The 12,616-nt window shown below is 51.2% G+C and carries 9 protein-coding genes and 1 tRNA gene; 6 read left to right on the forward strand and 4 right to left on the reverse strand.

Annotated features, from left to right (window positions below):
• Positions 1–422: 422 nt before the first annotated feature.
• The 3 genes from LKI20_RS06585 (at position 423) to LKI20_RS06595 (ending at position 6,186) form a co-directional block, all read left to right on the forward strand.
• Entirely contained in the window at positions 423–2,900 is a 2,478-nt protein-coding gene (locus LKI20_RS06585; protein WP_291771853.1) for a phosphoketolase, read from the forward strand.
• A gap of 283 nt (positions 2,901–3,183) precedes the next feature.
• Positions 3,184–4,860 carry a phosphate acetyltransferase gene (pta, locus tag LKI20_RS06590; protein WP_291771856.1) on the forward strand — a complete coding sequence of 559 codons (1,677 nt, stop codon included), beginning with the start codon at positions 3,184–3,186 and terminating at the stop codon, positions 4,858–4,860.
• Positions 4,861–4,959: 99 nt separating this feature from the next.
• Positions 4,960–6,186 carry an acetate/propionate family kinase gene (locus LKI20_RS06595; protein WP_291771857.1) on the forward strand — a complete coding sequence of 409 codons (1,227 nt, stop codon included), beginning with the start codon at positions 4,960–4,962 and terminating at the stop codon, positions 6,184–6,186.
• 103 nt (positions 6,187–6,289) lie between these two features.
• On the opposite strand, the gene hisN is transcribed toward LKI20_RS06595, so the two are convergent.
• The 3 genes from hisN to LKI20_RS06610 are packed head-to-tail and all read right to left on the reverse strand — an operon-like array spanning position 6,290 to position 9,719.
• Positions 6,290–7,165: a histidinol-phosphatase gene (gene hisN / locus LKI20_RS06600; RefSeq protein WP_291771860.1), complete on the reverse strand. Its 876-nt coding sequence runs from the start codon at positions 7,163–7,165 to the stop codon at positions 6,290–6,292.
• Entirely contained in the window at positions 7,120–8,487 is a 1,368-nt protein-coding gene (gene aroA, locus LKI20_RS06605; RefSeq protein WP_434734910.1) for a 3-phosphoshikimate 1-carboxyvinyltransferase, read from the reverse strand. Before aroA ends, hisN begins: the two co-directional genes overlap by 46 nt.
• Positions 8,488–8,537: 50 nt before the next feature.
• Positions 8,538–9,719, reverse strand: a complete 1,182-nt coding sequence (locus LKI20_RS06610) for an ABC transporter permease (protein WP_291771863.1) — start codon at positions 9,717–9,719, stop codon at positions 8,538–8,540.
• A gap of 143 nt (positions 9,720–9,862) precedes the next feature.
• Between LKI20_RS06610 and LKI20_RS06615 the strand changes: the two genes are divergently transcribed.
• Positions 9,863–9,936 (forward strand) — tRNA-Pro (locus LKI20_RS06615).
• 95 nt (positions 9,937–10,031) lie between these two features.
• Here the strand turns inward: LKI20_RS06615 and LKI20_RS09835 are convergent.
• On the reverse strand, positions 10,032–10,418 hold the full coding sequence (locus LKI20_RS09835) for a helix-turn-helix domain-containing protein (protein WP_366936169.1): 387 nt from the start codon (positions 10,416–10,418) through the stop codon (positions 10,032–10,034).
• Between LKI20_RS09835 and LKI20_RS06620 the strand changes: the two genes are divergently transcribed.
• On the forward strand, positions 10,302–11,570 hold the full coding sequence (locus tag LKI20_RS06620) for a tyrosine-type recombinase/integrase (protein ID WP_291771866.1): 1,269 nt from the start codon (positions 10,302–10,304) through the stop codon (positions 11,568–11,570). The two genes, LKI20_RS09835 and LKI20_RS06620, sit on opposite strands and share 117 nt — an antisense overlap.
• A 220-nt stretch (positions 11,571–11,790) precedes the next feature.
• Positions 11,791–12,444: a hypothetical protein gene (locus LKI20_RS06625; protein ID WP_291771869.1), complete on the forward strand. Its 654-nt coding sequence runs from the start codon at positions 11,791–11,793 to the stop codon at positions 12,442–12,444.
• Positions 12,445–12,616: the final 172 nt, after the last annotated feature.

A 12,616-nucleotide genomic window follows, 5' to 3' on the forward strand; every position in this document is an offset into this window, starting at 1 on the left:
TCCAAGTTGGCCAAGAGCACGTTGACTCTATATATATCTCCATATATATCTCCATACTTATATCTCGATGATTTATGTATAAATATGTCACATAATGAATGTTCATTCGAACTTTGTAATTACCATTCCCCTCGACAATTTCATTCTGAGTCAAATCTCAAAAAATGGTCAAAATCATTGCCATGCCTGATGAATGCGAGTTATTCAGCCATATCTAGTCTCAAAAAAAGATAACAAAACCCATACTTTCTTGAACAACAACGAACAGACACGCAAAAAAGACTCCATAAGTCTGCTAGTCAAAGTAGCATGTTTAACGACTGGTGATGAGGGTTCCAAGAATCGGAAACGTTTGGCGGAACGCTCACAACCGAACGAAAATAATCAATCGCACAACACAGTGCAGGAGTACAGGAGTATATATGACGAGTCCTGTTATTGGCACCCCTTGGAAGAAGCTGGATGCCCCAGTCTCCGAAGAGACCCTGGAAGCCGTCGATAAGTATTGGCGTGCAGCCAATTACCTCTCCATTGGCCAGATTTACCTTCGTAGTAATCCACTGATGAAGGAACCGTTCACACGTGAAGATGTTAAGCATCGTCTCGTGGGACACTGGGGAACCACACCTGGTCTGAACTTCTTGATCGGCCACATTAATCGCCTTATCGCCGATCACCAGCAGAACACGGTTATCATCATGGGTCCAGGCCACGGCGGTCCTGCTGGCACCTCCCAGTCCTACTTGGATGGAACTTACACCGAATACTTCCCGAAGATCACCAAGGATGAAGCTGGTCTGCAGAAGTTCTTCCGTCAGTTCTCATACCCAGGCGGCATTCCTTCCCACTACGCACCAGAGACACCAGGCTCAATCCACGAAGGTGGAGAGCTGGGTTATGCCTTGTCACACGCTTACGGCGCAGTGATGAACAACCCGAGCCTGTTCGTTCCAGCAATCGTCGGTGACGGTGAAGCTGAGACCGGTCCTCTGGCAACCGGCTGGCAGTCCAACAAGCTGGTCAACCCACGTACCGACGGTATTGTGCTCCCAATCCTGCACCTCAACGGGTACAAGATTGCCAACCCAACCATCCTTTCACGTATCTCCGATGAAGAGCTTCACGAGTTCTTCCACGGCATGGGCTACGAACCATATGAGTTCGTTGCAGGATTCGATGACGAGGACAGCCTCTCCATTCATCGTCGTTTCTCGGATCTCTTCGAGACCGTCTTCGACGAAATTTGCGAGATCAAGGCAACCGCGCAGACCGATGATATGACTCGTCCGTTCTACCCAATGATCATCTTCCGTACACCTAAGGGCTGGACTTGCCCGAAGTTCATCGACGGTAAGAAGACCGAGGGTTCATGGCGCGCCCACCAGGTTCCTCTGGTTTCTGCTCGCGATACCGAAGCTCACTTCGAAATTCTGAAGAACTGGCTGGAATCATACAAGCCTGAAGAGCTCTTCGACGAGAACGGCTCTGTCCGTTCAGACGTTCTTTCCTTCATGCCTGAAGGTGAACTACGTATCGGTGAGAACCCGAACGCTAACGGTGGTCGCATCCGCGAAGATCTTAAGCTTCCTAACCTTGACGACTACGCAGTCCGCGAGGTTGAACAGTACGGTCACGGCTGGGGACAGCTTGAAGCTACACGTCGTCTGGGTGTCTACACTCGCGACATTATCAAGCTCAACCCTGATTCCTTCCGTATCTTCGGACCAGACGAAACCGCTTCAAACCGTCTTTCTGCAGCATACGAAGTAACCAGCAAGCAGTGGGATGCAGGTTACATCTCCGACCAGGTTGACGAGAACATGAAGGTCACCGGTCAGGTCACCGAGCAGCTCTCTGAGCATCAGATGGAAGGCTTCCTTGAGGGCTACTTGCTCACTGGTCGTCACGGCATCTGGAGCTCCTATGAGTCCTTCGTTCACGTCATCGACTCCATGCTCAACCAGCATGCGAAGTGGCTTGAGGCAACCGTGCGTGAGATTCCTTGGCGTAAGCCAATCTCCTCGGTCAACCTTCTCGTCAGCTCGCACGTATGGCGTCAGGATCACAATGGCTTCAGCCATCAGGATCCAGGCGTGATTGACATCCTGCTGAACAAGAACTTCAACAACGACCACGTTGTGGAGATCTACTTCCCAGCTGATTCGAACTTGCTGCTCGCCGTTTCCGAGCGTGCATACAAGTCCACGAACAAGATCAACGCCATCATCGCCGGCAAACAGCCAGCAGCAACTTGGGTCTCACTTGATGAAGCTCGCGCTGAACTCGAAAAGGGTGCAGCTGAGTGGAAGTGGGCTTCCAACGTCAAGGACGGCGAAGATGTTGATATCGTGCTCGCATCCGCAGGCGATGTTCCTACTCAGGAACTCTTGGCTGCAGCTGACAAGCTGAACCAACTTGGTGTTAAGTTCAAGTTCGTCAACGTTGTGGATCTGCTCAAGATTCAGAATGCTTCCGAGAACGATCAGGCACTCAGCGCTGAAGAGTTCACCGAACTCTTCAGCGCCGACAAGCCAGTCCTCTTCGCGTACCATGCTTATGCACGCGAGATTCGTGGACTCATCTGGGATCGTCCAAACCACGACAACTTCAACATCCACGGCTACGAAGAGCAGGGTTCAACCACTACTCCGTACGACATGGTTCGTGTCAACAACATCGATCGTTACGAACTCACCGCCGAAGCACTGCGTGCAGTCGACGCGGAGAAGTTCGCATCAAAGATTGATGAACTTGAGAAGTTCCGTACCGAGGCATTCCAGTTCGCAGTGGATAAGGGCTACGATCATCCTGATTACACCGATTGGGTGTGGCCAGACGTGAAGACCGAGCTTCCAGGAGCTGTTACTGCAACTGCTGCAACTGCAGGCGACAACGAGTGATTTGAGATATTAATCCTCTGAATTGCAGAAGGGGTCCAGGTGTTTAGGCATCTGGACCCCTTCTTTGTAATCTCAGCGCCTTAGGCGTAAATACATTAGCTAGTCTCTGTGGTGATTCATATCACAAAAACGCACTACAATATGAGTTGCTAAGCACAGAGCTGTCCAAGCAGCGATGAATACACCGCAGTGTCACAGAATGCCTGGTCATGGCTCTGCTGCTACCGTAAATTCGTTGCCGCTACACAGCTGTAGCAGCCTCGCAATCCGAATGGAGAGATCATTGAGTTTCCGCAGTGTATCCATACTCAGTCCAGAATCAGCTAATGGCCGCAACGTCGTTGCTTTGGGTGTAACAGCCGCATTTTCTCAGAACGGCCCAACGACAGTATTCAGACCAGCAGCCCGTGCTAATGATTCATTTACCAAGGTTTTGCTTAATCTTTCTGGTAAACATGTCAATGTTGATGACGCTATAGCCGTGAGTCCGGAGGCATTCCTCTCCCACAATAGTGATATGAGAGCCGATATAGTCTCAAGCTTCCACACTATTGTTGACTCAGCTGCTATAGCCAGCGTGGTTATCGTCGGTACTGATAAATCGCCGATTACTGATCCTGAAGAATTTTCGATTAATGCCAAAGTGGCTGCGGATCTTCAATCCCCTGTTTTTCTGGCTGTTTGCACCTTACATAGAAACCCTGCTGAAGTACTCGCTACCGTTAAAGCTTGCGAGACATCTGTTAAGGAATCAGGGTCGCAAGTATTGGGACTGTTTGTCACAGGCTGCTCAGCACAACGTAGTGCAGAAACTCTTGAAGGTCTTTCATCGTTGACCTACCCTGTATGGACTTTGCCCGCACAAACAGTTGACCCCGAGCAAGAAGATTCGATTCACAGTGCTCTAGACCTCTTTCAACAGCACGTACCAAGCGACGAGCTACTGGCAGCAGCATCAGCAACATGGGATATCCCAGTCACACCTCTACACTTTCAACATTCCTTGTTGCGTCAAGCAAAAATGAAGCACAAAACTATCGTTCTTCCCGAGGGTGAAGAGGATCGTATTATTCAGGCAGCGGACTTCCTGCTTGCTCGTGACATCGTTAACCTTATTATCGTTGGAGAGCGTGAGGCGATTCTCAGCAGAGCCGAGGAACTCGGACTTTCACACTTGGATAAAGCCCAATTCCAATCACCAGATGATGAAGCTTTATTAAGCGATATGACGACTGCTCTATGCGATTTACGTCGCAAAAAAGGAATGACAGAAGAACAAGCACGAACAACTCTCAAAGATGCTTCGTATTTCGGTACCATGCTGGTAGTACTGGGCAAAGCTGACGGCTTGGTCTCAGGCTCAATCAATTCCACAGCAAACACAGTACGCCCAGCACTGCAAGCTATTAAGACCAAAGCTGGATCGTCATTAGTCTCAGGAGCATTCCTCATGTGCTTCGATACGCATGTTGCTCTTTTTGCAGACTGCGCTATTAACCCGAATCCGAGTGCTCAATGTCTTGCTGAAATTGCAATACAATCCGCACAAACAGCACGGTCATTCGATATTGAGCCTCGCATTGGTATGCTGTCATACTCCACACTTGGCTCCGGAAAAGGCCCTGATGTAGATCTCGTAGAGGAAGCTACTGCGCTGGTTCACGAGCAGGCACCTGAACTGGAGGTCGTTGGACCGATACAATTCGACGCAGCGTGGTCACCACAGGTCGCCGCCAGCAAAGCCAAGGGTAACTCGGTTGCAGGCCACGTAAATGTATTTGTGTTCCCCGATCTATCCGCAGGAAACATCGCTTACAAGGCTGTACAACGCTCTTCCGGAGCTTTGGCAGTTGGCCCTGTACTGCAAGGTTTGAACAAGCCAGTAAACGATCTTTCTCGTGGCGCACAAGTTGCAGACATCATCAACACCGTAGCTCTCACAGCAGCTCAAGCAGATTAATAGATGCGGTGTTGTACCAGTATTTTGTAAGCCCCAAAGAGTAATCTCACAACAGTAGGGAGCGTTCGCTCCAGGTCATATCATCAGGAGGAAGCCATAATGGCGAAAACCGTCCTAGTCATCAATTCTGGCTCAAGTTCAATTAAATATCAGTTAGTCGATCTTGAATCAGGCGAAGGCCTTGCTTCCGGTCTTGTCGAGAAAATCGGCGAGCCGTCAGATGGTCATTACAAGCACGAGTACAACGGAGAAAAGCACGAGCTCGAAGAGCCAATCCCCGACCATGAAGTCGGACTCAAGCGCGTTTTGGAATTCTTTGAAGAGTACGGGCCAAGCATCCAAGAGGCTGGAATCGTAGCTGTTGGGCACCGTGTAGTTCAAGGTGGTTCGGTATTCCCGAAGCCTGCTCTAGTAACCGATAAAACCATCGCACAGGTCAAGAATCTTGCCGTATTGGCACCGTTGCACAATGGACCAGAAGCAGTTGGCGCCGAAGTCATGCGCTCACTGTTACCAGATACCCCTCAGGTCTTTGTATTCGACAGCTCATTCTTCTTCGATCTGCCAAAGGCAGTGAGTACCTATGCATTAAATAAAGATATCGCTGACGAGTACCATATCCGTCGTTATGGCGCTCATGGAACCAGCCACCAATACGTTGGTTCCTTAGTACCGGAACTCATCGGAAAACCTGCTGAAGGTCTTAAGCAAATCGTTTTGCACATCGGCAATGGCGCTTCAGCTTCAGCTCAGATTTCAGGCAAGCCTGTGGAGACCTCAATGGGGCTCACTCCACTTGAAGGCCTCGTAATGGGTGGCCGTACTGGCGATATTGACCCTGCTGTGGTCTTCCATCTCATTCGTAACGCTCACATGAACGTCGACGAGCTCGACACCCTTTTCAACAAGCGTTCTGGCTTAACTGGTCTCACCGGACATGGCGATATGCGCGAAATTCATCGCATGATTGCCGAGGGCGATGAGAATGCGAAGCTTGCACTAGACATCTACGTTCATCGTATTGTTGGTTACATTGGCAACTATGTAGCTCAAATGGGTGGCGTTGACGTAATCACCTTCACAGCAGGTGTTGGTGAAAACGACGAAGTGGTGCGCAGAGAAGTTGCTAAGAAGCTTGCTCCATTCGGCGTAAAGATCGACTTGGAGAAGAACGATATTCGTTCCAAGGAGCCACGTATCATTTCTACTCCAGACAGCAGCATTGCTATATGCATTATTCCTACTAACGAGGAACTCTCTATAGCTCGTCAAGCTGAAGTCATTGCCAGTGAAGGCGATTCCTACGGCAACGTGTTCAGTAAGTGATACACGCTACTTTGTAGTCCTATAAGTAAGCATTTGGCCTCTCCACATACTTCATGTGGAGAGGCCAAAACATTATTGCTTACAGCGCTCGTGAGCTCAAGAATCAGCGCAGAGCATCTAATACGGTCTGGTGTATGAGGCCATTGCTGGCTAGTCCGTTGCCACCCCACGGCCCTGGTTTTCCGTCGAGATCAGTAAAACGTCCGCCAGCCTCAACAACTACTGGAACCAAGGCAGCCATGTCGTAAAGATCCAATTCTGGCTCTGCAGCGACATCTACGGCTCCCTGTGCAACGAGCATATATTGCCAGAAATCCCCAAAACCGCGTAGTCTCCACATGCTATCGCTCAAGGCAATTAAGGAATCCCTATCCCCTCGCTCTTTCCATCCTGTTAACGATGACAATGACATGGAAGCATTTGTAATATCTGAAACTTGCGAAACATGCAACTTCACTGCATGTTCAGGGTTCGCTCCCATATAGGAACCACCATCTTTAAGTGCGAACCAACGATTATGCAACATCGGCGCTGAGACTACGCCCACTACGATGTCGTCACCCTCTTGAAGACCTATTAAGGTGGCCCACACTGGCACACCTCGCACGAAATTCTTGGTTCCATCGATAGGATCAATAATCCAGCGTCTGCCGGTCGAATCCGATTTGCCGAGTTCTTCGCCGTAGATGCTGTCTTCTGGCCTGCTCTGTGCCAGCATGGTCCGTATAAGGCCTTCTGTGGCCTTGTCAGCATCCGTAACTGGTGTGTGGTCAGGTTTATCTTGGATGCGCAAATCCATCGCACCAAAACGACGCGAGGTGAGCTCGTCTGCAGCGTCAGCCATTTCTAGAGCCAACAGCAGATCACCATAATGTGGATTAGCAGATATGTCTTGTGTAAAGGATTGCTCGTCATATACCGTTTGTGTGGTCATCACCGTGCCGCCTTGTAATTCTTGCCATACAGCATCGAATGCCACATAGCCTCAAAATCTGGAAGTGTTTTGCTTGTAGTTCCGATGTCATCGATGGTTATGCCGTGGACTCTGAGCCCAAGCATGGCTGCAAAAGTCGCCATGCGATGATCGGCGTAGCTCTTCAAAGGAGCTGGATGAAGCTGATCCTGTGGCACGGGCGTAATTGCTATCCCATCTGGAAGTTCTTGAGCATTTCCACCAATGCTCTCGATTTCGTGGACAAGAGCAGCCAGTCTGTTGGTCTCATGTCCTCTGAGATGGCCTATACCAAGCAGCTGCGTAGGTGAATCAGCAAAAACTAGTAAGGCTGCCAACGACGGGGCAATCTCTCCAGCAGCGGTGAGATCAAACTCACCCAAACCATGAATAGTGCCGTCAGAAGAGACTCTACACAAACGCTGCCCCTGCTCTTCAACCATATTCACTTCGGCACCCATAGCTTCGAGATATCCAGGTAGGAGTGCACCAGGCTGTGTGGTTTCTTGTGGCCAATTCGGTATAGACACACTTCCACCAGCAAGCAAGGCAGCGCCAAGGAATGGGGCAGCATTCGACAAATCAGGCTCGATCATAACTTGTGCAGGCAGTTGTATGGTGCCATGCTCAACAAGCCATTCTCGTTGGTATTCATGTGCTTTTACCTGAGCACCTGCATGTTTCAAATCGTCAACGCTCATGCGTATATGAGGCAAACTCGGCAACGAACTTCCAGTGTGTTTGAGAATGACACCGCGTGGATATGTTGGCGCTGAAAGTAAAATCCCTGAGATAAATTGAGAAGAACCAGAGGCATCGATAGTTATTTTCCCTGAATTCCAGCGCGTAGGTGGCGTTAAGGTGAAAGGCAGATAGCCTTGCTGACCGTGATAAACAACACTCGCACCTAACTGCTCTAAACCATCGAGGAGTGGAGCCATAGGACGTTGATATGCTTGACTATCGCCGTCAAAGGTCACTGGCCCATCAGCACTCATAGCTAGGGCTGGAACAAAACGCATCACTGTGCCCGCAAGACCACAATCTATGGTGGTGTGCCCACTGTATTTGCCTTGTGCAGGTGGTGTCACCTCAACACTCGTGGGATCAGAGCGATCTGAATTGATACGTACTCCAAGGGTCTCTAGAGCGCCAATCATCAGCTCAGTGTCGCGGGAACGCAACAAGCCTTGTAAACGCACAGACTTGGTCCCAGCAGCAGCCAGCAACAGATACCTATTAGAAAGCGACTTACTCCCTGGAACAGCTACCAAGGCATGCAAAGGACCAGTGGGTTCGGGAGCCTTCCATGCCTGATTCTTATCGGAGTCTGCTGTCATACCTGACATGGTATCTGCCCTCCCTGATTTTCCATGCGATAACACCACTTTGACTAAGGTTATTGGTCTGCAGAAAGCCTTGACTCGACTAATACTGGATCATCAGTTGGTATATGTTCAGATGAACTTTGGATAAAGACGATTTGTGCCTGAACGCGGTCAGCTTCGATTGCTGCAATCTGTCTTGAAAATACGATGAACCAGCCAAGAAACATTAATCCAGCTAAAGCTTCAACGTTGGTCAGTGTGTTGGCTCCCTCTAGCCACACAAAACCCGCAACCGCACATAACGCTATGGCAAGATCAGAAATGATATACATAGCTTTTGATAGTTGAGGCGCAAGCCACGGTAGACCAATCAGCAGCAGACACATCAGGCCAGGTAGCCCTCGAGCAAAAACATTATGCAATATTGGGTGAGGCGAGTAACGAAAAGTGCCAATACCAATAAAGGCTATTCCAGAACATACCAACAGTACCGAGAGAAACGACGTGCGGGTTTTAAAGTGCGACACTTCGCCCGATAAGGCAGGGACATCATCTACTGCTGGTGCCGGACGATGGGCCGATGACCAAGCTAGACGCATGCGATGCGTTGCTCTGAGCTCCGAAATAGCAAAGTAACTGATAATAATGATGCACACACCAGCCAGAATCAATGTTGAATTGAACATTCGAGCTGCAAATGTGGTGCGATCACCAAGCTGAGAAAAGTTGTTATGCCACCAATACGGATCATCTGTGGTTAAACCAGCGGTTGATACGCCAGCCATAACAAATAGCGGTAGCAATGACGCAATAGTCTTTGCATCCATCAGATCAGCTTGAACAAAGGTGATATAACCAGCAATTCCCGCGAAGATTCCACAAACCCATGGAATATAGCCACTAAATATTCTTACCCCCATCATGTCGTTCAAAATGGCGAGAATCGCATAAATGGATAAGAAGATGGTGGCCGCATACACCACTGACAGAGCAATAATCTCAACAACTCTTCGTATTGGAATCCACCAGCCTTTGCCACCGGTAAGAGACCGCGACCTTCTGGAGTAACCAACAATGAATGACAACACGCCGCACAGGGCCACTACACCTGAGCCGACGATAAACACTCTTCTAGTCACCAGCCAAATCGCCGGTGCGTTATCTAGATACAGCGTCATCGAAACAGCAGCAACCAACAGACAGAGTATGAAGGAGATCAAGCCGGACGTCTCGGCACGCTGATGCCTCCCCATAAAAAGCCCTCCTCAGGTTGTCAATTGCTCCCCCGATTCTAGCCGCAACACGCTACGGGCATTTATGGGTTACAATATTATCTTGTGCTCACAATGAAGCGTCGATAAGAGCTTCACACTGAGTCACAGAAGTCTTCGGACATCGGGCCGTAGCGCAGCTTGGTAGCGCGCCTGCTTTGGGAGCAGGATGTCGCAGGTTCAAATCCTGTCGGCCCGACAAGAATGGCGGAATTCCAACGGTTTGAAGGTGTTGGGTTCCGCCTGTTTTGCAAATCGGGTACTCATCGGGTACATGACTTATGCAAGGTGGGGTCATTCGTCGGGGTTGACGAGGTGGTTTTCCAGCCATGTTTCGAGGTCTTGTCTGCGGTATCTGACGAGTCTGCCGATTTTCACGTATGGCAGTTCCCGGTGTTCACTTCGCCATCTGGCCAGCGTGCTGTCTGGGATGGCGAGTATGTCGCATACTTGTCCGGGTGTGAGCAGGTTGCTGGTCGGTGTGCTGTGGGCTATGTCTTGTGTGTTCATACTGATGTCTATGCGCTTGGCACTGATGGCGCTGGTGTCCGCATAGGGGTCACTATGGCAAAGGCATGGATTAGTGACCGGTGGCTGACCAAAGCCCCGAAGATGATGACTGATGGTTCGACACTCATGGTGGAGGCTCCAGCCATCGTGCGCCGTTCCCTGGCGATGCATGTGAACTCTCCTGACAAGGCACAGGTACCCGTAGAGTATCGCACCACGGAGTTCGGCAGGGGTGCGCGTTGGACAGTGTTCTGGCATGCCGACGGCAAACGCCGGAAACGCAATTTCCGTGAATACCGTGCGGCCGAGGAGTTCGTGGCGGGACTTGAGGATGATATTCGTTCAGGCCGGTATGTCGACCCGGCTGGTGAGTTGCATACTTTCGCACAAGTGGCCGAACTATGGCTGGCCGGGCTTAGAGGCACGATGAAAGGCTCTACCGAACACCGGTACCGGCGTGAACTCCAGGTGTGGGTGTTGGCTCGCTGGGCTGACGTGCCTCTTGGTCATATCACCACGGCGGCGATACAACGCTGGGTCGCCCAACTGGTCGAAGGAAAGGCGCCACGTGACGCGCAACGAGCCGTCTCGCATGCGTTGTCGCCGAAAACGATCCGCTCCGTGGTCAAGATCGTCATGAACAGCGTCCTCGAACACGCGGTCAACGAAGGGTGGCTCGCGGTGAACCCCATCAAGAAAGTGAAAATCCCCAGACCCGTGGCCGTGGTCAAGCGTGTCTACCTGGTACCAGCTGAAATCAAGGCATTGGCTGACGAGATGCGTGGAGAGGATGCCTCCAGCGTGTACATCCTCGCTTACACTGGAATGCGCATCGGTGAGCTCCTGGCGTTGCGTTGTGCGGACGTGGACTTCGAGCGCATGCGCATCATGATATCCAAAACACAATCAGTGGATGTCGACGGGCGCATATGCGAGACCTTGCCCAAAGGCAACCGCACACGCACGGTGCCGATCCCCGCAAGCCTCCTACCGCGGTTACGTGAGCTCACCGACGAACGTGGTGATGACGAGTATCTTGTGCGTGCTCCGCGGGGAGGCCAGCAATCCGTGCAGAACTGGCGCAATCGCATCTGGATGCCCGCACTACGACGCGCGGGCATGAACGACATCAAGGGGTTGGTACCGCATTCACTACGGCATTCCTACGCCTCGCTGGCCATCAAAAGCGGAGCCGACGTCAAGACCCTTCAGTCGGTGCTGGGGCACGCCTCGGCCACCGAAACTTTGGACACTTATGCCGACCTATGGCCTGACCGCAAATCCGATGTCGCAGCCGCCATCGACGGGGATATTGTGATGTGAATTTGGGTTGTCTTGTGGTGGGTCTACACAATGTGAATTTTTGGTGTACACTATGTCCTACCCGAAGAATATTGAAAACTTGTGTGAGAACCCATCAGGGTGCGGTCGTGAAACCAGCGGCCAGACGGATTGAATAAAGGCTGTGGGCCTGGGGACGTCGTGGTGACGTGCATCTGATAAATGCTCCTTTTTATGGAGCGTATGCACGAGGAGTTCTCACATGGGGACACAAGTCGATGACGGCGTTATCGCCGCGTTTATGGAAGATTTGAAAAAACAGGTCGCTGGCACGGTGCCGTCGACCGCTGATTCGAAGAACCGTCCCACGGCGGAAGTCGTGTATGCGATAGCGTTGGACCGGTTCACCCTTGGTCGTGATGCCGAAACTAACGTGGCGCTGGCTGTTGACGGAACCCGAGGACTGGCGTTCGATGTTCGAGGAGACGTGTTCGCATCGATGCTCAACAATTTTGTGTTTGAGGATACCGGGTTCATCCCGTCTAAGGCGGCATTGACGAACGCGATTTTCACGCTGGATGGTCAGGCGAAGTTGCAAACCTGTGTTGATGCGCGTTTGAGGGTTGCTAATTCTGGTGGTGTGGTGTGGTTGGATATGGTCGGCGACGACGATCATGTCGTGAGGTTGGATTCTTCTGGATGGCAGTTCCTTGAACGTGCGTCGGCGGTGGATGTTCCCGTGTTTCGGCGGCCCCCCTTGCAGTCTCCCTACGTTGTGCCGGTCGAGGGTGGTGACATCGGCGAGCTGTGGCGAGTGCTGAACATACAAGGCAACCAGCGGGGCATGTTGCTGGGCTGGATCGTCTTTGCGTTGCTTAACGGGACGGCATCGTTCGTATCTTATATACGCGGATAATTCCTTCGCCCCACCGCTGACACCGCTCAACTACCCGAGATGCAGACCCCGTACCCCACGGGCGCCAATGTCAGGGATCTCGATCCCGCACTGCTGGTGACAGGGGCATCGGGATTCGCTGCCGTCGGCTGCGCCATCGTGCATGTCGTTCGCAGGAGGAACATACGCGGTG

The sequence above is a fragment of the Bifidobacterium sp. genome, assembly GCF_022647885.1.
Classification (GTDB): Bacteria; Actinomycetota; Actinomycetes; order Actinomycetales; family Bifidobacteriaceae; genus Bombiscardovia.